At 60.1% G+C, this 26,595-nt stretch carries 24 protein-coding genes; 11 read left to right on the forward strand and 13 right to left on the reverse strand.

Annotated features, from left to right (window positions below):
* Window positions 1–270 precede the first annotated feature (270 nt).
* The 5 genes from B9Q17_RS15170 to B9Q17_RS15190 form a co-directional block, all read right to left on the reverse strand.
* On the reverse strand, window positions 271–1,449 hold the full coding sequence (locus B9Q17_RS15170; RefSeq protein ID WP_094625844.1) for a thiolase family protein: 1,179 nt from the start codon (window positions 1,447–1,449) through the stop codon (window positions 271–273).
* 504 nt (window positions 1,450–1,953) lie between these two features.
* On the reverse strand, window positions 1,954–3,102 hold the full coding sequence (locus B9Q17_RS15175; RefSeq protein WP_022989428.1) for an acyl-CoA dehydrogenase family protein: 1,149 nt from the start codon (window positions 3,100–3,102) through the stop codon (window positions 1,954–1,956).
* A gap of 32 nt (window positions 3,103–3,134) precedes the next feature.
* Entirely contained in the window at window positions 3,135–3,896 is a 762-nt protein-coding gene (locus B9Q17_RS15180; protein ID WP_094625845.1) for a 3-hydroxyacyl-CoA dehydrogenase, read from the reverse strand.
* Window positions 3,897–4,000: 104 nt separating this feature from the next.
* Window positions 4,001–5,188 carry a beta-ketothiolase BktB gene (gene bktB, locus B9Q17_RS15185; RefSeq protein WP_094625846.1) on the reverse strand — a complete coding sequence of 396 codons (1,188 nt, stop codon included), beginning with the start codon at window positions 5,186–5,188 and terminating at the stop codon, window positions 4,001–4,003.
* A gap of 32 nt (window positions 5,189–5,220) precedes the next feature.
* On the reverse strand, window positions 5,221–6,363 hold the full coding sequence (locus B9Q17_RS15190) for an acyl-CoA dehydrogenase family protein (protein WP_094625847.1): 1,143 nt from the start codon (window positions 6,361–6,363) through the stop codon (window positions 5,221–5,223).
* A 91-nt stretch (window positions 6,364–6,454) separates the two neighbouring features.
* Here B9Q17_RS15190 and B9Q17_RS15195 point away from each other — a divergent pair, with 91 nt between their 5' ends.
* The 7 genes from B9Q17_RS15195 to B9Q17_RS15225 all read left to right on the forward strand — a co-directional run bounded on the left by B9Q17_RS15195 (window position 6,455) and on the right by B9Q17_RS15225 (window position 15,069).
* Window positions 6,455–7,495, forward strand: coding sequence for an AraC family transcriptional regulator (locus B9Q17_RS15195; protein WP_208618793.1), 1,041 nt, complete (start codon window positions 6,455–6,457; stop codon window positions 7,493–7,495).
* 483 nt (window positions 7,496–7,978) lie between these two features.
* On the forward strand, window positions 7,979–8,374 hold the full coding sequence (locus tag B9Q17_RS15200) for a MerR family transcriptional regulator (protein WP_094625849.1): 396 nt from the start codon (window positions 7,979–7,981) through the stop codon (window positions 8,372–8,374).
* A gap of 47 nt (window positions 8,375–8,421) precedes the next feature.
* Window positions 8,422–9,588, forward strand: coding sequence for an isovaleryl-CoA dehydrogenase (locus B9Q17_RS15205; RefSeq protein WP_094625850.1), 1,167 nt, complete (start codon window positions 8,422–8,424; stop codon window positions 9,586–9,588).
* A 162-nt stretch (window positions 9,589–9,750) separates the two neighbouring features.
* Window positions 9,751–11,358, forward strand: a complete 1,608-nt coding sequence (locus tag B9Q17_RS15210) for a carboxyl transferase domain-containing protein (RefSeq protein WP_094625851.1) — start codon at window positions 9,751–9,753, stop codon at window positions 11,356–11,358.
* Between the two features lie 14 nt (window positions 11,359–11,372).
* Entirely contained in the window at window positions 11,373–12,182 is an 810-nt protein-coding gene (locus B9Q17_RS15215; protein WP_094625852.1) for an enoyl-CoA hydratase-related protein, read from the forward strand.
* Window positions 12,182–14,170 carry an acetyl/propionyl/methylcrotonyl-CoA carboxylase subunit alpha gene (locus B9Q17_RS15220; RefSeq protein ID WP_094625853.1) on the forward strand — a complete coding sequence of 663 codons (1,989 nt, stop codon included), beginning with the start codon at window positions 12,182–12,184 and terminating at the stop codon, window positions 14,168–14,170. The genes B9Q17_RS15215 and B9Q17_RS15220 overlap by 1 nt, the downstream gene beginning before the upstream one ends.
* Complete coding sequence (locus tag B9Q17_RS15225; protein WP_094625854.1) at window positions 14,170–15,069, forward strand: hydroxymethylglutaryl-CoA lyase; 900 nt, start codon at window positions 14,170–14,172, stop codon at window positions 15,067–15,069. The genes B9Q17_RS15220 and B9Q17_RS15225 overlap by 1 nt, the downstream gene beginning before the upstream one ends.
* A gap of 37 nt (window positions 15,070–15,106) precedes the next feature.
* Here the strand turns inward: B9Q17_RS15225 and B9Q17_RS15230 are convergent, their stop codons facing one another.
* Entirely contained in the window at window positions 15,107–15,970 is an 864-nt protein-coding gene (locus B9Q17_RS15230; RefSeq protein WP_094625855.1) for a PA4780 family RIO1-like protein kinase, read from the reverse strand.
* 116 nt (window positions 15,971–16,086) lie between these two features.
* On the opposite strand from B9Q17_RS15230, the gene B9Q17_RS15235 reads away from it, so the two are divergent.
* Window positions 16,087–16,827 carry an SGNH/GDSL hydrolase family protein gene (locus B9Q17_RS15235; protein ID WP_094625856.1) on the forward strand — a complete coding sequence of 247 codons (741 nt, stop codon included), beginning with the start codon at window positions 16,087–16,089 and terminating at the stop codon, window positions 16,825–16,827.
* Here the strand turns inward: B9Q17_RS15235 and B9Q17_RS15240 are convergent.
* From B9Q17_RS15240 to B9Q17_RS15265, 6 genes are read right to left on the reverse strand one after another with little or no spacing between them, the layout of a single operon-like run.
* Window positions 16,799–17,224: a PaaI family thioesterase gene (locus tag B9Q17_RS15240; RefSeq protein ID WP_094625857.1), complete on the reverse strand. Its 426-nt coding sequence runs from the start codon at window positions 17,222–17,224 to the stop codon at window positions 16,799–16,801. The genes B9Q17_RS15235 and B9Q17_RS15240 overlap by 29 nt on opposite strands.
* 11 nt (window positions 17,225–17,235) lie before the next feature.
* Complete coding sequence (gene mmsB / locus B9Q17_RS15245) at window positions 17,236–18,123, reverse strand: 3-hydroxyisobutyrate dehydrogenase (protein ID WP_094625858.1); 888 nt, start codon at window positions 18,121–18,123, stop codon at window positions 17,236–17,238.
* Window positions 18,124–18,163: 40 nt separating this feature from the next.
* Window positions 18,164–19,249 (reverse strand): enoyl-CoA hydratase/isomerase family protein, encoded by a 1,086-nt coding sequence (locus tag B9Q17_RS15250; RefSeq protein WP_094625859.1) that lies wholly within the window; start codon window positions 19,247–19,249, stop codon window positions 18,164–18,166.
* A gap of 13 nt (window positions 19,250–19,262) precedes the next feature.
* Window positions 19,263–20,042, reverse strand: coding sequence for an enoyl-CoA hydratase (locus B9Q17_RS15255; RefSeq protein WP_094625860.1), 780 nt, complete (start codon window positions 20,040–20,042; stop codon window positions 19,263–19,265).
* Window positions 20,043–20,085: 43 nt separating this feature from the next.
* Window positions 20,086–21,252, reverse strand: a complete 1,167-nt coding sequence (locus B9Q17_RS15260; protein WP_094625861.1) for an acyl-CoA dehydrogenase family protein — start codon at window positions 21,250–21,252, stop codon at window positions 20,086–20,088.
* Window positions 21,253–21,273: 21 nt separating this feature from the next.
* On the reverse strand, window positions 21,274–22,767 hold the full coding sequence (locus B9Q17_RS15265; protein ID WP_058341040.1) for a CoA-acylating methylmalonate-semialdehyde dehydrogenase: 1,494 nt from the start codon (window positions 22,765–22,767) through the stop codon (window positions 21,274–21,276).
* A 127-nt stretch (window positions 22,768–22,894) separates the two neighbouring features.
* Between B9Q17_RS15265 and B9Q17_RS15270 the strand changes: the two genes are divergently transcribed.
* From B9Q17_RS15270 to B9Q17_RS15280, 3 genes are all read left to right on the forward strand, one after another.
* The gene (locus tag B9Q17_RS15270) at window positions 22,895–23,815 is read left to right on the forward strand and encodes an AraC family transcriptional regulator (RefSeq protein WP_094625862.1); all 921 of its coding nucleotides are present in this window, start codon (window positions 22,895–22,897) and stop codon (window positions 23,813–23,815) included.
* A 102-nt stretch (window positions 23,816–23,917) separates the two neighbouring features.
* Window positions 23,918–24,898: an XdhC family protein gene (locus B9Q17_RS15275; protein ID WP_094625863.1), complete on the forward strand. Its 981-nt coding sequence runs from the start codon at window positions 23,918–23,920 to the stop codon at window positions 24,896–24,898.
* 106 nt (window positions 24,899–25,004) lie between these two features.
* Window positions 25,005–25,445, forward strand: a complete 441-nt coding sequence (locus B9Q17_RS15280; RefSeq protein ID WP_094625864.1) for a DUF7282 domain-containing protein — start codon at window positions 25,005–25,007, stop codon at window positions 25,443–25,445.
* 103 nt (window positions 25,446–25,548) lie between these two features.
* Here B9Q17_RS15280 and B9Q17_RS15285 read toward each other — a convergent pair whose 3' ends face one another.
* Window positions 25,549–26,502 (reverse strand): hypothetical protein, encoded by a 954-nt coding sequence (locus B9Q17_RS15285; RefSeq protein ID WP_154707648.1) that lies wholly within the window; start codon window positions 26,500–26,502, stop codon window positions 25,549–25,551.
* Window positions 26,503–26,595: the final 93 nt, after the last annotated feature.

A 26,595-nucleotide genomic window follows, 5' to 3' on the forward strand; every position in this document is an offset into this window, starting at 1 on the left:
AAAGGCAAAGGCAAAGGCAAAGAGATTGTGTGGGTTAGCAGCCTGTCTCAAGATTAAGCATTGGTTCTTCACGGAAAAGTCTTTTCAACCGAGAACCCGCCAATGCCCGTCGGCGCGGGGTGGCTGTTGGATTTTTTGCCGGAAAAAGGTGTCTGAGCGAAGCGAGTTGTTTTTCCAAAAAAAATCCAACAGCCACCCCGCAAGCCCGCCCGCACAGCCGGAAGGCTGGGAGCCTCTGGGAGCCCAAGCCGAGCCCCCGGGAACTCAGACTTAAATGAGCTCCACAGCCACGGCAGTCGCCTCACCACCGCCAATGCAGAGGGACGCCACACCGCGTTTCAGGCCGCGCTGCTTCAGGGCATTGATCAGGGTGACGATGATACGGGAGCCGGAAGAGCCGATGGGGTGGCCCAGAGCGCAGGCGCCGCCGTGGACGTTGACCTTTTCAGCCGGCAACTTGAGTTCGTTGATCGCCGCCAGGGTAACCACTGCGAAGGCTTCGTTGATTTCGAACAGGTCGACATCATCCAGAGTCCAGCCGGCTTTTTTCAGTACCTTTTCGATAGAACCGATCGGGGCCAGGGTGAACTCCGCTGGCAAGCGGGCGTGGGTGGCGTGGGCTACGATTCGCGCCTGCGGGGTCAGGCCACGGTTCTGAGCTTCCTCAGCGGTGGTCAGGACCAGGGCCGAGGCGCCGTCGCTGATGGAGCTGGAGTTGGCAGCGGTTACGGAACCGTCTTTGGCGAACGCTGGTTTCAGCTGGGGGATTTTCTCCGGCTTGGCGTTGCCCGGTTGTTCGTCGATGTCGACTTGGGTATCTCCACCGCGGCCGGAGACCGTCACCGGTACGATTTCATCCCGGAACCAGCCATTCTCGATCGCCGCCAGGGCTTTTTGCAGGGAGCCAATGGCGAATTCGTCCATGGTTTCACGGGTGATGTTGAACTCATCAGCCGTACGCTGTGCGAAAACGCCCATCAGACCGCCTTCGTAGGCGTCTTCCAGGCCATCCAGGAACATGCTGTCCATCACCTGACCATGACCCATGCGCATGCCTGCGCGGGCTTTAGGCAGCAGGTACGGCGCCTGGCTCATGTTTTCCATACCACCGGCGATCATGATGCTGTTGGTGCCCGCTTTGATCTGGTCATGGGCCATGATAATGGCCTGCATGCCGGAGCCGCACATTTTGTTGATGGTGGTACACCCGGAGCTATCCGGGATCCCGGCCGCACGAGACGCCTGCCGAGCCGGCGCCTGTCCCAGACCAGCAGGCAGCACACAGCCCATGATGACTTCCTGAACGTCCGCCGGCTGCAGCCCTGCACGTTCAATGGCAGCCTTAATGGAAACCGCCCCCAGTTCAGGCGAGCGAACAGAGCTCAGCGAGCCCATCATTCCACCCATCGGAGTTCGGGCGGAGCCTGCAATGACAATGTCGTTGCTCATGTATTTCGTTCTCCTTCAACAGAATCTAATTCGTGTTCTTATGTTGCCGATCGGTCTTGTTTCGGTTTGTGGGCCGCTGGTTTGGGCTCCCAGCCTTCCGTTTGTGGGGGCAGGTACGCGGGGTGTGGGGTATTTTTCTTCGGGAAAAAACAACTCGCTTCGCTCAGACATCTTTTTCCCTGTCAGAAAAATACCCCACACCCCCCTACCGACGTACAGCACAGGGATGCTGAATGTAAAAAGCAAAAAGCAAAAAGCAACGAGAGCAACCTGAAGCACCATTGAACGTTGCATCAAACTGGTCACTACCCAAACGCTACAGCTGCTCTTATCAAGCGAAAACCCGCCAATGCCCGTCGGCGCGGGGTGGTTGTCGGATTTTTTGCCGGAAAAAGATGTCTGAGCGAAGCGAGTTGTTTTTCCAAAAAAAATCCGACAGCCACCCCGCAAGCCCGCCCGCAAAACGGTAAGGCTAGGAGCCCAAGCCAGACCAAAGCACCAAAGTCAGCGCCCCAGCACCGAACGGGCAATGATCTCCTTCATAACCTCGGAAGTGCCGCCATAAATCCGCTGAACCCGCGCATCGATGAAATTGCGGGAAATCGGATACTCGGTGGTGTAGCCGTAACCACCGAACAGCTGCAAACAGCCATCAGCCACGCGACACTGCATCTCAGTGGCACTGTACTTGGCCATGGACGCTGTCGGCGCATCCAGCTTGCCGTCTTCGTATTCGCGGATGCACTGGTCGACGAATGCCTTGTTAATGCGGTAGTCGGTTTCCATGCGGGCGATTTCGAAGCGGGTGTTCTGCAGCTGGCTCAGTTTCTGGCCGAACAGTTCCCGCTCTTGCGTGTACTGGATGGTCATGTCCAGTGAGCCACGGGCGGCGGCAACACCCAAGGCGCCGATGACCAGTCGTTCCCGGGGCAGCTCGCGCATCAGGTACACAAAGCCCTGCCCCTCTTCACCCAGCAACGCCGAGGCGGGGATGCGCATGTCGGAGAAGAACAGTTCAGAGGTGTCGCCGGAATGCTGGCCGATTTTGTCCAGGTTGCGGCCTTTGCTGAAGCCCGGCAACGAGGTGTCGACCAGGAACAGGCTGATGCCCTTGGCGCCGGCATTGGGGTCGGTCTTGGCGGCGACGATCACCATGTCGGCGTGCTGGCCGTTGGTGATGAAGGTTTTGGAGCCGTTCAGGATGTAGTCGTCACCGTCTTTCACTGCGCTGGTGCGGATGGCCTGCAGGTCGCTGCCTGCTCCCGGTTCGGTCATAGCTATTGCGCCGACGGCTTCGCCGGAGACCATTTTCGGCAGCCATTGCTGCTTCTGCGCGTCGTTACCGATGTGGCTGAGATACGGCGCTACGATGTCGGAATGCACCATCACGTTGGTGGACAACGCACCGAATCCCATCCGGGCCAGTTCTTCGCCCACCACAACCGAATACTGAAACGGCGCACCGCAGCCGCCGCAGTCTTCCGTTACGTCCACACACAGCATGCCGGCTGCGCCCAGGGTGTTCCAGAGTTCCCGGGGTACGATGCCGCTCTTTTCCCAGGCTTCATAATGGGGCGCCACTTCGGTTTCGAGGGCCTTGATGACGGCATCCCGGAACAGTGCCAGTTCTTCCTGATCAACGGTGTTGGTCATTTCGCTCACCTTTTATCCTTGTTATCCGTGCCTTACCGGGGCGCCATGCGCAGGGCGCTGTCGAGCCGGATGACTTCGCCGTTCAGAACGGGGTTGCGTACCATCTGGTCGACCATCATACCGAATTCTTCCGGCTTACCGAGGCGCTTGGGGAACGGCAAGGTGGCGGCCAGGCTGTCCTGAACTTCCTGGGGCATGCCAGCCATCATCGGGGTCATGAACAGGCCCGGAGCAATGGTGTTCACCCGGATCCCTTCGCGAGCCAGTTCCCGGGCCGATTGCAGGGTCAGTGCTACCACACCGCCTTTCGAGGCACTGTAAGCGGCCTGGCCAATCTGGCCTTCGTAGGCGGCAACCGATGCGGTGTTGATGATCACGCCCCGTTCGCCGTCGGCGTTGGGTTCGCGCTGGGCCATGTCTGCTGCCGCCAGCCGCAGGATGTTGAAGGTGCCGATGAGGTTTACCTGGATCACCTTGCTGAAACTGTCCAGCGGCATCACGCCTTCACGGCCCAGGATCTTTGATGCCGGGGCAATGCCGGCACAGTTCACCGCAATACCACAGGGGCCATGGGCTTCCCGGGCGGCTTTCAGTGCAGCTTCCGCGCTTTCTTCCGAGGCCACGTTGCATTCGATGAAAATCCCGCCCAGCTCGGCTGCCACCTGTTCGCCACGCTCTTTGTTCAGGTCCAGGATAGCCACTTTGCAGCCTGCGGCAGCCAGCGCCCGAGCGGCGCCTTCACCCAGGCCGGAGGCACCGCCGGTGACGATGGCGGGAGTGTTTTTGAAATCCATAACTTGTGTCCTGTTATTGGTATTAGCGCGGCCGAAAACTGGCCGCGCATAGTTTACGTTTACGTAAACTTAATCCAGATACCCTAGCTGAAACAACACCCGTTTCAGCCGAGGCGCTCAACAATTAGTGCAATACCCTGCCCGCCACCGATACACATGGTGATCAGGCCGTAACGGCCACCGGTACGCTCCAGTTCCGCCAGGGCTTTGATAATCAGGATGGAGCCGGTCGCACCCACCGGGTGGCCCAGAGCGACCGCGCCGCCGTTCGGGTTCACCTTGTCTTCCGGCAGGCCAAGCTCGCGGCTGACGGCCATGGCCTGGGCGGCGAAGGCTTCGTTGGATTCGATCACATCCAGGTCTGCCACAGACAAACCGGTGTTCTTCAGAACCTGGCGAACCGCCGGAATCGGGCCCACGCCCATCACTTCCGGATCTACGCCGGCAAAGGCATAGCCTACCAATCGGGCGCGGGCTTTCAGGCCACGCTTTTCGGCTTCTGCGGCACTGGTCAGTACCATGGCTGCGGCACCGTCGTTAAGGCCGGAGGCATTGCCCGGGGTCACAATGCCGTCTTTCTGGAACGCAGGTTTCAGGCCTGCCAGGCTTTCTACCGTGGTGCCCGGGCGTACGTGCTCGTCTTTATCGAACACGACTTCCTTGCGACCCTGTTTGACGGTAACCGGCACGATCTGGCCATCGAAATAACCTTTCTCGATGGCATTCGCGGCCCGGCGGTGGCTTTCAGCAGAAAACGCGTCCAGTTCTTCCCGGTTCAGGCCCTGATTGGCGGCAATACGCTCGGCGGTCATACCCATGTGACCACTGCCAAACGGATCGCTCAGAATGCCCAGGGTCAGGTCGACCGCGCGGCCATCGCCCATACGCAAGCCCTTGCGTACATTCGGCAGCAGGTAAGCGCCCTGGCTCATGGATTCCGCACCACCGGCCAGCGCCATGCGGCTGTCGCCCATGGCGATCAGCTGGGCAGCACTGATCACCGACTGCACGGCGGAACCACAAAGGCGATTCACGTTGAACGCCGCAGAGCTCTTGGGCATACCCACGTTCAGGGCAATGTGCCGGGCCAGGTAGGCATCCTCGGGGCCGGTTGTGATGATGTGCCCGAAGACCGAGTGGTCGATATCTTCGGCAGGAACACCGGCACGGCTGATGGCTTCTTTGGCCGCTGCTGTGCCCAGCTGTGCGGGGGTCAGTGAGCTCAGCGTGCCGCCGAAGCTGCCGATGGCGGTGCGCACACCGTCCAGAATGACTACGTCTGTCAGTTTCATGGTTCTCTCCTGTAAGGCAGTAATTGAAAGGCTTATTTGCCCAGCACCGAGCGGGCAATCACCTCTTTCATAATTTCCGAGGTGCCAGCGTAAATGGTCTGTACCCTGGCATCTACAAAGAATCGGGAAATCGGGTATTCCAGAGTGTAACCGTAGCCGCCGAACAACTGCAGGCACTCGTGGGCAATGTCACACTGCATTTCGGTGAGCATCAGTTTCAAAATGGCTGCGTCGGTGGCCGTCATGGCGCCTTGATGATACTTGCTGATGCACTGATTCAGGTAAGCACGGGCCATATCAATACGAGCCCGGGCTTCCGCCAGCTTGAACCGGGTGTTCTGGAAATCGGCAATGCGCTGGCCGAAGGCCTGGCGCTGCTGCACGTAATCCAGCGTCAGCGCCAATGCACCTTCGGAGGCACCGATCGCCTGGGCACCCACACCCAGCCGCTCCCGGGGCAGCTCCTGCATCAGGTAGGCGAAGCCTTTGCCTTCTTCCCCGAGCAGTGCCTCCTCAGGCACGATCAGGTCCGAGAAAAACAACTCTGCGGTGTCACTGGCGTGCTGGCCGATCTTCTTGATGCCCTTGCCCCGGCTAAAGCCCGGCAGGCTGGTATCCACCAGGAACAACGACACACCCTTGGCGCCGGCTTTCGGATCAGTCTTGGCGCAGACAATCACCATATCGGCATGCAAGCCGTTGGTGATAAACACCTTGGCGCCGTTAATGCGCCAGCCGCCCTCGGTGCGCTCCGCCGTGGTGCGCATAGCAGCAAGATCACTGCCGGCACCCGGCTCGGTCATGGCGATGGCACCCAGCACCTCGCCGGAGATCATCGCCGGTAACCAGGCCTGTTTCTGCTGTTCATTCCCCAGATGCAGGATGTACGGCATCACAATGTTGGCATGGATGTTGTACCCGGAGGCGAGGCCGCCAAAGCCCATGCGGGCGATTTCTTCGATCGCCAGCTGGCTCACCTCGAAGCTGGCAGCCGCACCGCCATACTCTTCGGGCATATCAATGCCGAGCATGCCGGCCTGACCCAGGGTGTGCCACAACTGTCGGGGAATTTCTCCAGCCTCTTCCCACTGCTCATAAAAAGGTGTGACTTCCTGCTCCAGAGCCCGGACAATCATGGCCTGGAATAATTCGGTTTCTGCCTGTTCTGCTGACATGGGCGCCCCGCGTTTAAATTCAGTGAATAAAATGGAACACTATTAGACTCCGTATGCCTCCGGGCTAGAATGACCCTTCTTGCCGAATTAATTGACCTGTTACGCGGCTGCGCTGACCACTATGGCCAAGGCTCACATTGCCAACCACTACCTTCAAGCGACCCTTCGTGGCGCGGAACGCCAGGGCCACGACGGCCCCACACTGCTTGAACAGGCAGGCATCCCTGCCGACTGGCTGAACACGCCGGAACAGCTGATCACCGAACAACAACTGACCCAACTGGTGAAATCGGTCTGGCGCGCAACCCGGGACGAATTCCTCGGCTTGTCATCGGAACCCTGCAATAACGGCACTTTTGCACTGATGTGCGACTACTGCCTGGGCTCGGCCACGCTCGGTGCCGTGCTTCGAAAAAGCGCGCACTTCTACCGGGTGATCTGCCGCAACCTGGATATCGCCCTTGAAGAGCAAGGCAGGCAGGTGTTCTTCCGGCTGCACCTGAAAGACGCCCAAAACGACACCGACCACCTGCTGCAGGAGTTCCTGATTCTGATGTGGGAGCGATTGTCCTGCTGGCTGGTAGACCAACAGATCCCCTTCGCCCGCACCCAGTTCAGCTACCCGGCTCCGGCCCACGAAGCCGAGTACCGGGCCATGTACCCGGGCGAACTGAAATTCGAGCAGCCGGTGTGCGGCTTTCTGTTCCATGAAAAATACCTGCAGCTGCCCATCGTGCGCAGCGAGGAAGAGCTCCGGCAATTCCTGCAGGCGGCTCCGGCCTACATCCTGCACCGCCCCAGCCAGGACGAAAGCCTGCGCGCCCGCATCCACGCCCTGCTCGCCCGCTACAATTACCCGGACATGCCGGGGCTCGACGCCCTGGGCCGGGAGCTGCACATGACACCCCGCAACATCGGCCGAAAACTGCAGGACGAAGGCACCTCCCTGCGCAAGATCAAAGAAACCCTGCGGCGGGAACACGCCACCCGCCTGATGACCAGCGAAAGTCTGAGCATCAGCGAAATCGCCGAACTGGTGGGCTTCTCCGAAACCGCCGCCTTCTCCCGGGCCTTCAAACGCTGGACCGGCTTATCGCCGGCCCGATGGCGTGGCAGCCAGGTTAACGGGTAGTGTGGGCCTGGCTTGGGCTCCTAGCCTGCTGGGTGCGGGGGCAGGTACGCGGGGTATGGGGTATTTTTCTTCGGGGAAAAACAACTCGCTGCGCTCAGACATCTTTTTCCCTGTCAGAAAAATACCCCATACCCCCCTACCGACGGGCAACACGGGGATAGGAGAGTTTAAAGACACAGGCAAAAGCAAAGATTGTGGAGGTTAGCAGCCGGTCAAGAGGTTAAGCTTTGGATTTTCCCAGACACGTCTTTTCAAACGAGAACCCGCCAATGCCCGTCGGCGCGGTGTGGTCTTTTCATTTTTCGCCAGAAAAAGATGTCTGAGCGCAGCGAGTTCTTTTTCAAGGAAAATGAAAAGGCCACCCCGCAAGCCCGCCCGCATAACCGGAAGTCTGGGAGCCCAAACCAGCTATAATCCGCACTTTACGTTAACGTCAACTTCAATTAACCTGAGCAGAAATAACACAACCGTTCCGGGCCGCACATGAGCGACAAGAAAACCTTCAGCATCAGCGAACTCGCCAAGGAGTTTGACGTAACCACCCGAAGCATTCGCTTCTACGAAGACGAAGGCCTGCTGCACCCTACCCGCAACGGCCAGACCCGGATTTTCAGCAGCAAAGACCGGGTGCGCCTGAAGCTGACGTTGCGTGGCAAACGCATGGGATTTTCCCTGGCGGAGACCCGGGAACTGTTCTCCCTGTGGGACGAAACCGCCACCGGCAGCGAGAAACAGTTACTCATGGCCCTGGAGGTGGTTGAACGCCGGCGCGCCCAGCTGGAGCAGCAGAAACACGACATCGCCATGATGGAAATCGAACTCGACAACCACGAAGCCCGCTGCCGGGAAGCCCTGGCAGAGCTGCGGCAAGCCAGTTAGGCAAAACACCAAAGACGAACACGCAACAAGAACAAAAGGTAAGCACCATGAAATCCCAATACAGCGAACTCAACTTCGGCCTCGGCGAAACCCTCGACAGCCTGCGTGAACAGGTCAACCGCTTCGCCGCCGATGAAATCGCCCCCCGGGCCGAGGAAATCGACCGCACCAACGAGTTCCCCATGGACCTGTGGCGCAAACTGGGCGACATGGGCCTGCTGGGCATCACCGTGAGCGAACAATACGGCGGCGCCGGCATGGGCTACCTGGCCCACGTAGTGGCCATGGAAGAAATCAGCCGGGCCTCCGCCAGCGTTGGCCTGTCCTACGGTGCCCACTCCAACCTGTGCGTCAACCAGATCAACCGCAACGGCACCGAAGAACAAAAACAGAAATACCTGCCCAAACTCATCACCGGCGAACACATCGGCGCCCTGGCCATGTCTGAGCCCAACGCCGGCTCAGACGTCATCTCCATGAAACTCCACGCCCGCGACGAAGGCGACCACTACGTCCTCAACGGCAACAAAATGTGGATCACCAACGGGCCAGACGCCAACACCTACGTCATCTACGCGAAAACTGACCCGAAAGGCGGCTCCAAAGGCGTCACCGCCTTCATCGTAGAACGCGACTACCCCGGCTTCAGCCGCCACCAGAAACTCGACAAACTCGGCATGCGCGGCTCCAACACCTGCGAACTGGTGTTCGAAGACTGCAAAGTCCCCAAAGAAAACGTCCTCGGCGGAGTTGGCAACGGCGCCAAAGTCCTCATGAGCGGCCTCGACTACGAACGCATCGTCCTCTCCGGCGGCCCCCTCGGCCTCATGCAAGCCGCCATGGACGTAGTCGTGCCCTACATCCGCGAACGCAAACAATTCGGCCAGGCCATCGGCGAATTCGAACTGGTACAGGGCAAAGTAGCCGACATGTACACCTTCATGAACACCGCCAAATCCTACGTCTACATGGTCGCCCAATCCGCCGACCGCGGTGAAACCACCCGCAAAGACGCCGCCGGCGCCATCCTGTATTCAGCCGAAATGGCCACCAAACTCGCCCTCGACGCCATCCAGCTCCTCGGCGGCAACGGCTACATCAACGACTACCCCACCGGCCGCCTGCTGCGGGACGCGAAGTTGTATGAAATCGGGGCTGGAACGTCTGAAGTCCGGCGGATGTTGATTGGCAGAGAACTGTTCCTGAACAAGTAAGCGTTGCGCGGAATCCACTGACCAAGTCAAACGAGGTCCTGCGGGTAGAGCGATTCAAAAATTTCGTAGGCCATGGATGGCCGGAGAGAAGCGCACAGGGACGTGCTTGTAGCGGTTTTTGAGTCGCTCTACCCGCAGGGCCGATGCACGGACGAATATCCAATGACGATACTCCAGAGCAAAATTAACCCGAGGTCCGACGAATTCCAGGCCAACCACCACTCCATGGCCGCCGCCGTAACCGACCTAAGGGAAAAAGTCGAAACCATCCACCAGGGCGGCGGCCCCGAATACCAGAAGCGCCACACCGAACGCGGCAAACTCCTGCCCCGCGAACGCATCAACAAACTACTCGATGAAGGCTCCCCCTTCCTCGAAATCGGCCAGTTCGCCGCCTACAACGTCTACGGCGAAGACGTCCACGCCGCAGGCGTAATCGCCGGCATCGGCCGGGTCAGCGGCACCGAATGCATGATCATCGCCAACGACGCCACCGTTAAAGGCGGCAGCTACTACCCGCTGACCGTCAAAAAACACCTGCGCGCCCAGGAAATCGCCGAAACCAACCGCCTGCCCTGCATCTACCTGGTGGATTCCGGCGGCGCCAACCTGCCAAGGCAGGACGAAGTCTTCCCGGACCGCGACCACTTCGGCCGCATCTTCTACAACCAGGCCAGAATGTCTGCCGACGACATCCCCCAGATCGCCGTCGTTATGGGCCTATGCACCGCCGGCGGTGCCTACGTACCCGCCATGGCCGACGAATCCATCATCGTGCGCAACCAGGGCACCATCTTCCTGGCCGGCCCGCCACTGGTCAAAGCCGCCACCGGCGAAGTGGTCAGCGCCGAAGACCTGGGCGGCGCAGACGTACACTGCAAAACCTCCGGCGTGGCCGACCACTACGCCGAGAACGACGCCCACGCCCTGGACATCGCCCGGCGCTGCATCGCCAACCTCAACCGCCGCAAACCCGTGCCGGTCGAACTGCGCGAACCCAGAGCACCGCTGTACAACCCGGAAGAAATCTACGGCATCGTCGGCACCGACTTGCGCAAACAGTTCGACGTACGCGACGTGATCGCCCGCATCGTCGACGGCTCCGAATTTGACGAATTCAAGCGCTACTACGGCTCCACCCTGGTGACCGGCTTCGCCCATATCCACGGCTACCCCGTGGGCATCATCGCCAACAACGGCATCCTGTTCAGCGAATCCGCCCAGAAAGGCGCGCACTTTATTGAACTGTGCTGCCAGCGCAACATCCCGCTGCTGTTCCTGCAGAACATCACCGGCTTTATGGTGGGCCAGAAATACGAAGCCGAAGGCATCGCCAAGCACGGCGCCAAGATGGTCATGGCCGTGGCCTGCGCCAACGTGCCCAAGATCACCGTACTGATTGGCGGCAGTTACGGGGCCGGCAACTACGGCATGTGCGGCCGAGCCTACAGCCCGGACTTCCTGTGGATGTGGCCCAATGCCCGCATCTCGGTAATGGGCGGCGAACAGGCCGCCAACGTACTTGCCACCGTCAAACGTGAAGGCATGGAGCGCAAAGGCCAGGACTGGAGCGCCGAAGAAGAAGCCGAATTCAAGCAACCCATCGCCGATAAATACGAGCAACAGGGCCACCCCTACTTCGCCAGCGCCCGCCTGTGGGACGACGGCGTGATCGACCCGGCCCAGACCCGGGAAGTGGTTGCCCTGAGCCTGTCTGCCACCCTGAACCGACCCGCCAGGCCGACGCGCTTTGGCGTGTTCCGCATGTAACCGGAGAGAACGCCATGACCAAACAGACCTCTGCCGTTCTGCTCAATTACCTGGAAGGTGGTGTGTCCGAAATCGTGCTGAACCGGCCAGACAAGCGCAACGCCTTTGACGACGTGATCATCCAGCAGCTGATCAAGGCACTGGAAATCACCGAACGAGATGACCAAACCCGCATCGTAATCCTGCGCTCCGAAGGCAAACACTTCTCCGCCGGTGCCGACCTTGGCTGGATGCGCCGCATGGCAGACAACGACCATGCCGAAAACCTGAACGACTCCCGGGAACTGGCCAGGCTGATGAGCACCCTCAACCACCTGTCCAAGCCGGTGATCGGCCTGGTTCAGGGCGCAGCCTACGGTGGTGCTGTCGGCCTGGCAGCCTGCTGCGACATCGTACTGGCCACTGCAAACGCCAGCTTCTGCCTGAGCGAAGTGAAACTCGGCCTGGTTCCCGCCGTTATCAGCCCCTACGTGGTGCGGGCAATCGGTGAGCGACAGGCCCGGCGCTATTTCATCTCCGCCGAAGTCTTCAACTCGCAACAGGCCAGCGAATACGGGCTGGTGCACATCGTCTGTGACGACGAAGCCGCCATGCACGCCCGCTGCAACGAGCTGCTGCAACAACTGGCCGCCAATGGCCCGCAAGCCATGAGTGCCGCCAAGGACCTGGTGTTTGCCGTCAGCCACAAGCCTATCGGTGCCGATGTCATCGAAGACACAGCCCAACGCATCGCCGACATCCGTGTGGGTGAGGAAGGCCAGGAAGGGCTCAGCGCTTTCCTGAACAAACGAAAGGCCAGCTGGGTTCCGGGAGACAACACATAATGTTCAATAAAATCCTGATTGCTAACCGGGGCGAAATCGCCTGCCGGATTATCCAGACCGCCCACCGCATGGGTATCCGCTGCGTGGCAGTCTACTCAGACGCTGACGCCAACGCTCGTCATGTTGCCATGGCAGACGAGGCCTTCAACATCGGCCCGGCCGCCAGCGCTGACAGCTACCTGAAAGCCGACACCATTATCGACATTGCCAGGCAGAGTGGCGCCCAGGCCATTCACCCCGGCTACGGCTTCCTGTCTGAAAACACCGGCTTCGCCGAAGCCTGCGAAGCCAACGGCATTGTGTTCATCGGCCCGCCCTCTTCGGCCATCGCCGCCATGGGCTCCAAATCCGCCGCCAAGGCGATTATGGAGGAAGCCGGCGTACCCCTGGTGCCGGGCTACCACGGTAAAGACCAGTCGCCGGAGCTGCTGCGGGCCGAGGCCGAGAAATGCGGCTTCCCGCTGTTGCTGAAGGCCGTTGCCGGTGGTGGTGGTAAAGGCATGCGGGTGGTAGAAAACATGGCCGACTTCGACGACGCACTGGCCGCCGCCCAGCGGGAAGCCAGGAACGCTTTCGGCAACCCGGACATGCTGATCGAGCGCTACCTGACCCAGCCGCGCCACGTGGAAATTCAGGTGTTCTGCGACCAGCAAGGCAACGGCATCTACCTGGCCGAGCGGGATTGCTCGGTGCAGCGTCGCCACCAGAAAGTACTGGAAGAAGCGCCCGCACCGGGCCTGAGCGATGCAACCCGCAAAGCCATGGGCGAGGCAGCCGTTAAAGCCGCGCAAGCCATCAACTACGTGGGCGCCGGCACCGTGGAGTTCCTGTACGACGTAGACGGCTCGTTCTTCTTCATGGAAATGAACACCCGCCTGCAGGTGGAACACCCGGTTACCGAAATGGTCACCGGGCAAGACCTGGTGGAATGGCAGCTGAAAGTGGCCTGGGGTGAGCCGTTACCGCTGGTCCAGGAACAGGTGAAAACCCGCGGCCACGCCCTGGAAGCGCGCATCTACGCCGAAGACCCGGACCAGGACTTCCTGCCTGCCACCGGCACCCTGCGTTACCTGCGCACCCCGGAAGAATCCGCCCACGTTCGAGTGGATACCGGCGTTACCGAAGGGGACGAGATCAGCATCCACTACGACCCGATGATCGCCAAGCTCATCGTGTGGGACGAAACCCGCGAACAGGCCATCAACCGCATGGTGCAGGCCCTGGAGCAGTACCGCATTGCCGGGGTAAAAACCAATATCCGCTTCCTGCACGCCCTGGCCGATGCCGAACCCTTACGCCAGGCCGAGCTGACCACCGGTTTTATTGACGACCACCGCGAGCTGCTGTTTCCCGCTTCCGGACCGGATACGGACAAGGTTCTTGTGTTAGCCGCCGGCTTTGTCCTGGAGCAGCGCAAATCCCGGGAAGCCGTCAGCACAGACCCCTGGTCGCCCTTCGGCCGGCAGAACAGCTGGCGTTTGAATTCCGACTACGCAGAACCCCTGGCCCTGCAGATTGGCGAGGAGGTGGTCGAACTAAGGGTTCTTGAGCAGGATCACGGCTATCAGATAACCCTCGGCGACAACCGCTATACTCTGCAGGCCAGCCTGCAGGACGATTACCTGCAAGCAGTCATCAACGGCCACCGCCTGTGCGTGTACGGCAACCTGCACCACGACGAACTGGTGTTGTTCCACGAAGGCAACAGCATCACCTGCAAGCTCTACCGTGAACGCTGGGAAACCGAAGACCTGGCCGGCGACGGCAGCCTCTCTGCCCCCATGAACGGTGCCATTGTGGCGGTGCAGGTACAGGCCGGCGATAAGGTCACCGCCGGCCAGACCCTCGTAATCATGGAAGCCATGAAAATGGAGCACGCCATCAAAGCCCCGGCCGATGGCACCGTCAGCGAGGTGTTTTTTGCCCAGGGTGACCAGGTATCCGAAGGGGCGGAGTTGATCGCCATCGAGATTGAGGAGACCGCGTAATGGCCTTTCCAAAACGTGTTCGACTGGTGGAAATGAGCCCCCGGGACGGTCTGCAGAACGAACCCGGCCCAGTGATTGCTACCAGCATCAAAACCGGGCTGATCGACCGGCTGGCCGACTGCGGCCTTACCCACATCGAAGCCGCCAGCTTTGTCTCCCCCAAATGGGTGCCACAAATGGGCGATGCCGCCGAGGTCATGGCCGGCATCACCCGAAAGGCCGGCGTGCGCTACTCTGCCCTCACCCCCAACCTCAAAGGCTTCGAAAATGCCCTGGCGGCCGGAGCCGACGAAGTTGCGGTGTTCGGCGCCGCCTCCGAAAGCTTCACCCAAAAGAACATCAACTGCAGCATCGCCGAAAGCCTGGACCGCTTCGCTCCCGTGGTGGAAGCGGCCCGAAAGCACGGCATTCCGGTGCGCGGCTACGTGTCGACGGTGATGGGTTGTCCCTACGAGGGCGACATTGAACCCCGGCAGGTCGCCAGCGTCGCCAAGGCCCTGTACGACATGGGCTGCCATGAGATTTCCCTGGGTGACACCATCGGCGTGGGCACGCCGCTGAAAGCCAAACGCATGCTGGAGGCCGTGGCCGCCCATATCCCCATGGATAAACTGGCGGCCCACTTCCACGACACCTACGGCCAGGCCCTGGCCAATCTGTATGCGGTACTGGAGGAAGGCATCAGCGTAATCGATGCCTCGGTGGCGGGCCTGGGCGGTTGTCCTTATGCGAAGGGCGCCTCCGGCAATGTGGCCACCGAAGACGTGCTCTATCTGTCAAATGGCCTGGGGATCGAAACCGGTGTCGACCTGGAGAAACTGGTGGCGACCGGCGGCTGGATTTGCGGCCAGCTCAACCGCCACAACGGCTCCAAAGTGGGACAGGCCATGAGTGGCTGAACTGGAAGGGCCCCGCCCACGGGGGCCTGACACAGGGTTAAAGGTCTGATCCTTCATCCGCCTCGCGCAAGCGCTCTTTGCGCTCGAGGTCTTCCTGAATCACTGCTTTGATCTCTTCCAGCACGGCATCAACATCAGAGCTGCCGCTGTCATCTTCAAATTCACCCGTCAGCACAGAGTCGGGGGTCAGTTCCCCCTCTTCGAACAGCGCCCACATCTCCCCGGCGAACCGGGTGTCCAGGATCTCAGGTGCATACTGGCCATAATAGCGGCGCATGTTATTCACATCGCGGTCGAACATTTCCTGCGCACTGTTGTTGGACGCAGCATTTACCGCCTGCGGCAAATCAATGATCACCGGGCCGTAATCGTCAACCAGCACGTTAAACTCAGACAAATCACCGTGCACGATCCCTTCGCACAGCATGAGCCTTACGTAGTGCATCATCAGCGTGTGGTCTTCAATGGCCTGCTCTGCTGACATGGACACATCAGCCAGTCGTGGTGCGACATCGCCGGTATCGTCTGTCACCAGTTCCATCAGCAACACGCCGTCAAAGCAACCGTAGGTTTCAGGCACGCGTACACCGGCTTTCGCCAGCGTGGACAGCGCATTGATTTCGGCATTCTGCCAGACTTCTTCCTGCTGCTTGCGGCCGTAGTTAGAACGCTTTTCCATGGCGCGGGCCTGGCGCCCGCTGCGAACCTTGCGACCTTCCTGATATCGCGCCGCTTTTTTAAAGCTGCGCTTTACCGCATCTTTGTACACTTTGGCGCAGCGAATCGAATCACCACACCGTACAATATAAATATCGGCCTCTTTCCCGCTCATGAGTCGGCTGATGACTTCATCAATAATGCCATCATCGGCGAGGGGCTTTAGGCGTTCAGGGATTTTCAAAGAGTTCCTGCCAAAATTGGTCGTAGAGAAGCCGCCATTGTACCGTTGGTAGAGTCTGGCGGCTAATGTCGCCCATACCAGGATTATTCCGCTCCACTAAACCCGGGATCTATGCAATGCATCTTCCATTCTGGCTGACCACGGCTGTGCTCTTTCCGGTGTTGCTGTATCAGGGTAAGCGCACCCGTCAAACCACGCCACGGCTGCCCGAGGCCTCCGGATCTCCGTGCGGGCAGTATGGTGAGGGCGAGCCCGCCCGGCGCGTTCTGGTGATTGGCGAATCCACCGCAGCCGGCGTGGGCGCCCAGACCCACGATCAGGGCCTGGCCAGCCAGCTGGCACGGGAGCTCTATGAGGGAACCGGGCAAACCATCGCCTGGCATACCTTCGGGGTGAACGGTATTCGTTTGAATGCCCTGAACCGGGCACTGGAACAAACAGACTTACCGGAAGCCGATGTAGTTATCCTGAGCATGGGGGTCAACGACACCACCGGTTTTACGACCCGGAAACGATTCCGCCGGCAACTGCTTGAACTGAGGGAGTTGCTCGAAGCACGGTATCCGGCACCCCTGATGCTGCTGAGCGTACCTCCCATGCACCTTTTCACCGCCCTGCCGGCGCCCTTGCGCTACGTGATGGGATGGCGGGCCAGGCTTCTCGACAACATCTACCGGCAACTGGCCAGCGAAGTACCGCAGCACTTCCGCTACGCCCGCTACCCAGTGATTGAAGATACCGGGCTGTTGGCCAGCGACGGCTACCACCCCGGCATCAAAGGCTACCGGTACATTGCCGAAGCCCTGGCGCCGGAGCTAAGCCGGGGCATCAGGGCCGATGTTTCTCCGGAGGAATAGAGTACGTCATGGTGGCATGGGCCACCGGCTCCTCCATACCTGTGGAATAGATCGACACCTCACCCACCGCCATCGTGCGCCCTACCTTCAGCAAGGTGGCGCGGGCCCACACCGCAGCGTGGGCGGCGGGCTTGCGCATGAAGTTGATGTTGAAGTTGGTGGTTACCGCCAGGGGTACCAGGCCGATTTTGCCCAGCAGAGCGGCGTACATGGCCACGTCTGCCAGCCCCATCATAACCGGGCCAGACACGGTTCCACCGGGGCGCAAGTGGCCGTCGTCCACCTCCAGCTTCATCTCGGCCCAGCCATCACCCAGCTCCTGCAGGGTGCCGTAGGCGGTACCCTGGGGAAAGTGATCTTCAAGGAAAGCCTTCAGCTCCCCGAATGTTACTTGCATGGCTCTACTACTCAGTCCGGTTTGTAAAGCCTCAGGATACTCGAAAAGTCCAGCTCACCGTTACCCTGCCCGGCATGCAGCTGGAACAGGTTGCGGGCCAGGGAGCCCATGGGGATGGAGGCCTGGTTGGCGACCGCGTTATCAAACGCCAGCCCCAGGTCCTTGGTCATCAGGTTCACCAGGAAACCGCCCTGGTAATCCCGGGATGCCGGCACCCCTTCCATTACCCCCGGCCACGGGTTGTACACGTTCAGGGCCCAGTTGCCGCCGGAGCTCTGCTTCATGATTTCCGACAGTACCGCAGGGTCCAGGCCGTTCTTCACACCCAGCGCCAGGGCTTCACTGGTGCCCGCCATCAGGATGGCCAGCATCATGTTGTTGCAGATTTTGGCGACCTGGCCCGCACCGTGTGGGCCAGCGTGGAAGATGTTCTTGCCCATGGCTTCCAGAACCGGCCGTGCCTTGTTGTAGGTGGCCACTTCGCCACCGCAAATGAAGGTCAACGTACCGGCCTTCGCGCCACCCACGCCGCCGGATACCGGCGCGTCGATAAAGGCCAGGTCTTTTGCCGCTGCGGCTTCTGCCACCGCCCGGGAGGTTTCCGGGGCAATGGTGGAGGAGTCAATCACCAGGGTACCTGCCGGCAGGGCTGCCAGCAGGCCGTCTTCGCCCAGGTACACCGCTTCCACATGCTTGCCCGCCGGCAGCATGGTGATCACGCATTCGGCGCCCTGGGTTGCAGCTTTCGCTGAATCCGCAGTGCTCGCCCCTTCGGCCACCAACGCTTCAACCGCCGGTTTGGACAGGTCGAAAACCGTGACCTCATGCCCCGCCTTCAGCAGGTTGGAGGCCATGGGCCCGCCCATGTTGCCCAGACCAATAAAGGTTACCTTCGCCATCTTGCTTCTCCTTGTTTTTGTTGCAGTGCGCCGGGATTTATCAGTGCCCGGGCGCCTGGCTGAAAAATTCTTCAATCCACTCATTGTCCAGTTCCGCCAGCGACGCATAACGCCAGCGGGGCTGCATGTCTTTGTCGATCAGCAATGCCCGGATGCCTTCGGCAAACTCGCCCTTCTTCAGGCAGTTCACCGACATCACCAGCTCGTTATCCAACACCTGTTTCAGGCTGTCGCGCTGGCTGCGCTGCAGATGTTTCCAGGTCAGGGCCAGCGAGGTGGGTGAGGCACTGGCCAATCCCTTCACAGCTTTGCGCAGCCAACCCTCTCGGCCGCCCAGGTCCTTAAGCTGCGCTACCACCTGCTCAAGGGAATCGCCATCGGTGGCCTGCTGGATATCATCAAAGTGATCGCGAACCGCAGACGCCGGCAGCGCCTCCCGGCTTTGCTGTTCATACTGGCGCAGTACCGAGCTGACAACACTATTTGCGCTGGAACCCTGCCAGTTGGCGGAGGCCAGGGCATCAATCACCTGCCCTTTGAGTTCGTGGCTGACGAACCGGTCTGCCATGCCCACAAACAGCGCATCGGCTGGGTTCATGCGGGTGCCGGTCAGCCCCAGAAACATTCCGGTACGCCCGGGCATGCGGTTCAGGAACCAGCCGGCGCCGATATCCGGGTACAGGCCGATGCTCACTTCCGGCATGGCCAGTTTCGAGTGCTCGGTAACTACCCGGTGGGAAGCGCCCGCCATCAGGCCGATGCCGCCGCCCATTACAATGCCATTGCCCCAGCACACAACCGGTTTGGGGAAAGTATGGATCAGGTAGTCCAGCTCGTATTCTTCGGTGAAGAACCGTTCACCTTCAGCCAGCTTTCCGGGCTCGGTCATGCTACGGTACAGGGACACGATATCGCCACCGGCGCAGAAGGCCTTGTCGCCCTCAGCTTCCAGCCAGACCGCGCATACGCTGTCATCGTCGGCCCAGCGTTGCAGCTGCGGCTTGAGCAGGCGGATCATGTCCATAGACAGCGAATTCAGGTTACGCGGGCTGTTCAGCCTGGCGACCGCAATCCGGCCACCGCCGTTTGTGGTCCACTCTTCAAATACCATCGGTTGATCGCTCATAGCAGCCCCGGGCTTATCGGTTTTTCCATTCCGGCTTGCGCTTCTCGAGGAACGCATTCACGCCTTCTTTCTGGTCTTCGGTGTGGAACAGCTCCACAAACAGTTCCCGCTCCATGCGCCAGCCATCGGTATGGCTACGGCCATCACGGGCGCTCATCACCAGCTGCTTGCAGCGGGAAATGGAAGACGGGCTCTGCTTGCAGGCGCCTTCGGCCAGTTTCAGGGCGGCTGCCAGGCCCTGTCCGGACGGCACCACTTCTTCCACCAGGCCAATCTGCAGGGCCTTGTTGGCATCTACCCGCTCGCCGCACAGAATCATGCGCTTGGCCCAGCCCTCGCCTACCAGCCAGGGCAGGTTCTGGGTGCCACCGGCGCAGGGCAGCAGGCCAACACCGGCTTCCGGCAGCGCCATCTGGGCGTGCTCTTCGGCAATGCGGATATCGCAAGACAACGCACACTCCAGGCCACCGCCCATGGCGTAGCCGTTAATGGCGGCAATCGACACACCACGGAAGGCAGTCAGCGTGGCAAAGGCCTGACCGAACTTCTGGGCCATCTCGTTGGCTCGGGCACGGTCGCCGTCGGCAAAGGTTTTCAGGTCCGCCCCGGCAGAGAAGAATTTCTCACCCTGGCCGGTGACCACCAGCGCGAAGATGTTGCGGTCTGCGTTGAGGTCTTCAATGGTGGCCTCCAGAGCCGCCAGAGAGTCTGCCGTCCAGGTATTGGCCGGCGGGTTAGCGATGGTCAGGATCGCAATGTGATCGCGCTTTTCCAGTTGAATCAGTTCGCTCATGGTAAATTCCTTTGGTTGTTCCGGTGCTGATGATTACGGCCGGTTACTGGATGGCTTCGGCAACGCCGTCTTCCAGCATGCGGCGGGCAATAATCAGGCGCATGATTTCGTTGGTGCCTTCGAGAATCTGGTGTACCCGAAGATCCCGAACGTAGCGCTCCAGCGGGTATTCCCGAATGTAGCCATAACCGCCGTGAAGCTGCAGGGCTTCGTTTACTACCTCGAAACAGGCATCGGTGGCGAAGCGCTTGGCCATGGCACAATGCAACGTGGCTTCCGGGTCGCCGGCATCCAGCTTGAAGGCGCCCAAACGCACCATCTGCCGGGCCGCCACCAGGTTGGTGGCCATATCCGCCAGTTTGAACTGCAGCGCCTGGAAGGCTGCCAGTGGCTTGCCGAACTGCTGGCGCTCGTGCAGGTAATTGCGGGCCCGCAGCAGCGCCGCCTGGGCGCCGCCAAGGGAGCAGGTGGCGATGTTCAGGCGGCCGCCGTCCAGGCCCTTCATGGCAATGGCGAAGCCATCGCCCTCATTACCGATTCGGTTACTGGCCGGAATACGCACATCTTCCAGGGTGACCAGCCGCGTAGGCTGGCTGTGCCAACCCATCTTTTCCTCGTTCTTGCCGTAGGAAACACCCTCGGCATTGGCAGGGATCACAAAGGTGGAAATCCCCTTGGCGCCACTGTCGGCATCGCCGGTACGGGCCATCAACACAAGAACATCGGTGGCGCCGGCGCCGGAGATAAACATCTTGCTGCCGTTGATCACATAGCTGTCTCCATCCCGAACCGCCCTGGTACGCAGGCTGGCGGCATCGGAGCCGGCCCCGGGTTCGGTCAGGCAGTAGGAGGCCAGCCATTCACCGCTGGCCAGCCTGGGCACAAACTCCCGCTTCAGGTCGTCCGAGGCAAAGCTGGCTACCATCCAGGTGGCCATGTTGTGAATCGTGATAAAGGCCGCCGTGGATGGGCAGGCCATGGCCAGCTCTTCCACGATCACCGAGGTGTCCATGCGGGACAGGCCCATGCCGCCCAGGGCTTCCGGGGTATAAATCCCCATAAAGCCCATCTCGCCGGCTTCTTTCATCACCTCCACCGGGAAGGTGTGGTCTACATCCCACTGGCCGGCATAGGGTGCCATGGCTTTCTCGGCAAAGGCCCGGGCCGCATCCCGGAACGCCAGCTGGTCTTCGGTCAGGTTGAAATCCATCGTTCAGCTCCCTGCTCGGCGTTACCGGAGTTGGATGGAGAAGTTGGCTTCGGTAGACGTTGCTTCACTGTTAAACCAGCGGGAGGTGACGGTCTTGGTTTCGGTGTAGAAACGCACTGCCTGCTTGCCGTAAGCGTGCTGGTCACCGTAGAAAGAACCCTTCCAGCCAGTGAAAGAGAAGAACGGCAGGGGCACCGGAATGGGAATATTCACACCCACCTGGCCAACTTCGATCTCGTGCTGGAACCGACGGGCGGCGCCACCATGGTTGGTGAAGATAGAGGTGCCGTTGCCATAAGGACTGTTGTTGATCAGCTCGATGGCTTCGCCAAGGTCGTTCGCGTTCATGCAGGTGAGCACCGGGCCGAAGATTTCTTCTTTATAGATGTCCATTTCCGGCGTGACTTCGCTGAACAGGGTGGGCCCTACCCAGTTACCGTCCGGCAGGCCATCCACGGTGCAGCCGCGACCATCCAGCATCAGCTTCGCGCCCTGGGCCTCGCCGGTGGCAATCAGGGCTTCAACCCGCTCCTTGGCCCTCGGGCTAATCACCGGGCCATAGCTGGCACCGGAGTCGTTCCAGGCACCCGGGCGTACCTTCGCCATGGCTTCCTTGAGTTCCGGAATCCACTCTTGCGCCGCTCCGACAAACACCGCCACGGAGATAGCCATGCAACGCTGGCCGGCGGCACCCACAGAGGCACCCACCAGGGCATTGATCACCTGCTGCTTGTCGGCATCCGGCATGATGACCATGTGGTTCTTGGCGCCGGCAAAGCTCTGCACGCGCTTCATGTTACGGGTGCCGGTTTCGTAGATGTAGCGGCCGACCGGTACTGAACCGACAAAGGAAATTGCCTTGATGGCGGGATCGTTCAGCAGGGTGTCCACCTGCTCCTTGGCACCGTGTACTACCTGCAGAACGCCCTTGGGCGCACCGGCTTCTTCGAACAGTTCTGCCAGGCGCATCGGGGTCAGCGGGTCCTGCTCGGACGGTTTCAGTACAAAGGTGTTACCGCAGGCGATGGCCATGGGGAACATCCACAGGGGAATCATGGCCGGGAAGTTGAACGGGGTAATACCGGCGCAAACGCCCAACGGCTGGATCCACGAGTGGGTATCCACTTCCCGCGCGACGTTTTCAACGGTCTCGCCCATCATCATGGACGCCACGTTGGCGGCATGCTCTACCACTTCGATACCGCGCCAGACATCGCCCTTGGCGTCGTCAAAGGTTTTACCGGTTTCCTGGGACAGGATTTCGGCAATCTCGTCGTGGTGTTCTTTCAGCAGTGCCTGGTAACGCAGCATGACCCGGGCACGCTCGGATACCGGGGTTTCTTTCCAGCTTTTGAACACTTCGCCGGCGTTGTCGATGGCCTTGCGCATTTCGTCCGCCGTGGCGCAGGGCACCTGGGCGATGACTTCGTTAGTGGCCGGGTTGGTCACGTCGATCCAGTTCTGGGTCTGGCTCTGAACAAATTCACCAGCAATAAACTGAGGTACTTTTTTCATGAGGATGGTCCCTGTTTGTTGTTGTCCGGGAGTGCCGTGGCCCGCTGAATAACGAAACGGACCTGGCGATGATTTTCCAAAAGACTAGCACGCTCCTTGCCGCCTTATGATTGACTAAGTTTCGCCCATGATGGATTATTTTTCGATGACCAGTCATCAAAGCACCAAGCCATCCGCGCAAACCTCCCAGTGGCCTGTTCCTGCAGACAGCGTTCGCTATGTGGTTCCGGAGCCCATCGTCCGCCAACTGGCGCACCACCCACTGACCCGGGAGCTGTACCCGCTGGCCTTCGGCCATTACCGGCGGGCGGCGGGCCATCACATGCATCGGGAACACCATCGTGACAATCTTTTGATCTATTGCACCGATGGCAAAGCTTTTCTGAACGTGGCGGGCGAACCTTACACCGTCAGCGCCGGCGACCTGTTGCTGCTGCCTGCCGGCGCCAGCCACCGCTACACGGCGGACCCGGACAATCCATGGACCATTCACTGGGTGCACTACACCGGCCCGCTGGCCGCAGAGTTTGGTGACTACATGGGATTTGATGACAACACCCGAGTGCTCCATCTGGGGCGCCAGCCCCGCCTGCTGGTAGACTTCAACGGCCTGCTGTCGGTTCGCCAGACCGGCTTCCGCACCAAGGGGCTGATCCACGCCAGCAATCGCCTTCGACAGCTGCTGAGTGCCGTCCCCATGAACGTGGATGAAACCAGCCAGGCCCGGCAAGCCGAGCTGGACACCCTTCACAACTACATGCGCGAACACCTGGAAGAGCGACTGACCTTGCAGCAACTGGCCGAACTCAGCGGGCTATCACCGGCCCATTTCGCCACCCGTTACCGGGAACAGACCGGCACCTCACCGATTCAGCATTTCCTGCACCTGAAGGTGGAGCGGGCCTGCGAACTGCTGGACACCACCAGCCACACCTTCGCTGACATCAGCCGGCAACTGGGTTACGACGATGCCTATTACTTCTCCCGGCTGTTCAAAAAGGTAATGGGCAAATCCCCCAGCGACTACCGGCATACCGCCAGGCACTGACCCATTGGCGCAGATAGCCTGGCTCCCTGGCCCGACTGCAATTGGCAAGGCGACAAAATTCCGGTATCACACAGGACTCACTTATTCATTCAGGAGGCGCAGATGCAGCCACTGGACATTCAGGTAGTTGACCAGGCCATCAGCTGGTGCGATGGCGGTCAGGATTTCTGGCTGTGTACGGTACTCAGTACCTTCGGCTCCTCTCCCCGGGCGCCGGGCTCCTGGCTAGTAGCACAGGCCAGTGGTGACCATTGCGGCTCGTTGTCAGGCGGCTGTGTGGAAGAGGACTTTCTCGAACGCCTGCAGGAAGGCGAATTTCAGGGCCGCATCAACCGAATCCGCTACGGTGCCGCCGATGGCCTGGACAACCCCAGAGTCAGCCTGCCCTGCGGCGGTGTGCTGGATGTTCTGATTGAACACTGGCCCGCCTCAGCCAGTACCCGGGAGCACTTCCTGGCACTTCGGGCCGCCTTGAGCGGCCAGGACCATGTGGCTCGAAAGGTTTGCCTGAAAACCGGCGAAGCCAGTGTCGAGCCAGACCGGGAAACGGGCCAGAAAGTGATGGAAGACGAAACAACCGCCACCCTGAAACTGCGGGTGGGGCCGGTATCCCGGTTGCTCATTGCCGGCTTGTCGCCGGTGGCCACCGCCTGCGCCAGCTTTGCCCATAGCCTGGGTTTCGAGGTGATCGTATGTGACCCGCGCCAGGAAGAAGCCTGCAACTTCAACATACCCGGCGTTACCCTGCACCAGGAGCTGCCCTCTGTGTGGATCGCCCGCGAAGGCTGCCACGGAGCAACCGCGGTAGTTGCCCTCACCCACGACCCGAAGATTGACGACACCGCCCTGATGGAAGCGGTGAAAACCGACGCTTTCTACATCGGCGTGATGGGTTCTTTGCGCACCTCGGAAAAACGCCGGGAGCGTTTACTGCGCATTGGCGGGCTGAACGAGCAGCAGGTTGAGCAAATCCGCATGCCCATCGGCCTGAATATCGGCAGCAAGACGCCGGCGGAGATTGCCCTGTCTGTGATGGCGGATATTGTTCGGGTCCGCCAGGGCATTGCGAAGGATAACCTCTGATATTTTTTCAGTATATCCTAATCTATCCCAAACAAATCTCCGTACAACTGATCACCCTGCCCAACTTATACCCGGGCGGGGGCCAATCAACTGTATGGAGAGAACCATGAACAAGCACAACAAAACCCGCTCCCTGTTCACCGCAGCCCTGCTGGCCGGCAGCCTGAGTGCCGGAACCGCCCTGGCTGACCACCACGGCAACAACAAAGTGGGCGTATGGGGCGACGACCAGTCTGTGTCTGAAGGCACGGTAACCGCCAAGAAAGTCATGACAGAAAAGAACGGCTGGCTGGTAGTGCACCGCACCGATGAAGCCATGAAACCGGGCCCGGTGGTGGGCTATGCGCCCCTGAAGAAAGGTAAGAACATGGACGTAGCCGCCATTCTGACCGAAGAAGTGGCCGCCGGTGACATGCTGATGCTGATGATTCACAGCGAAGACGGCGGCATGAAAACCGGTGTATTCGAATACACCCTGGGCGCCAAGGAAGACGGCCCCATCCGGATGGATGGCAAGCTGGTGATGGCGACGATTACGGCGCAATAATTCGTCATCTCGGCAACATGCCCGGCATGCTCCGCCGCAGCCGGGCAAAACCCGATTCCAGCTTTAGCCCATTTTCGACCCCATAAGTTTCCTCAGAGGAATACTACATCCCCACCAGTTCATGGTACTCCGCATAAAACCGCCCAAAGCTCAAATACCGGCCCCGATGATCCACCAGCTCCATCGCATCAAATGCCTCAACAAATGCTCGGGATTCACCGGTGCTGATTTCCCCTCGATAATCGCCGGTCCAGTCCATGTACTGCACCAGGTCCAGCAGCAAGGTCATCGTCAGGGCACCATTGGCCTGTTCAAGGTAGCGATATGCCAGGGCGTAGTGTTCAAAGCGGTAGCTGACGTTACCTGCCTCGCTTCGTGTAGCATCTCGCAGCGGGCTGTAGTCGTAGTGCTGGTATGCCGGGGCAACCGGATCACCGGCCACAAGGGCGGCCTGGCCTTCCGCGAACCAGTAAGGCAGCAGGGGAACCGCGGCGTTGTAGCGGCTCAGGTTTTCCTGAACGTAATGGGCCAGCTCGTGGGTGAATATCTGCCCGGCCTCATAGGGCCAGCTTCTGTGATAAGGAGCGATGGCCACCGCTGCGAGGGTACCCGATGCCAGGTTGGCATTTGTCACCCGTGAGCTCAGACACCCGGTTAGTCGTTCAGGATAGGGCGCCTCGGCACTGCGCTCATCCACAAAGTCCCGCCAGGTCATTTTGAACCGGTTTAATACACCGTCTATGCGGGTATTCAGTTCTGTGGCCGCGGCGCGGAAGGTGTTTTCGCTATAGGCGGAAGAACCGTATACCCGAACCCGGCCATCGGCTGTTTCGAAGTACAGGGTTTCACCGATGCAGACCTCGGCTTCGTGGTTCAGGCTCCAGCTTTCACTGGGGAAATAACGGCCGGTGTCCCTGGCATCCAGGAAGTAGCCCCGGCTATAGCTCGGCTCTTCGTAGTAGCGATCACCCGACGTGGCACTGACCTTACAGCCAGACAGCACAACTGCTGCCAATGCCAGCAATCCTCCCACTCTCAACCCTGGCAACTTCAGCATCTGCTTGCTCCAGATTCGATTGTTTGAATCTATAGTGACCAAGATACCCAGCCGTGTCCGTCAATCAGTGTAAAAACAAGGTAAAGGCCGCCG

It is taken from the genome of Marinobacter vinifirmus (genome assembly GCF_002258215.1).
GTDB lineage: Bacteria > Pseudomonadota > Gammaproteobacteria > Pseudomonadales > Oleiphilaceae > Marinobacter > Marinobacter vinifirmus.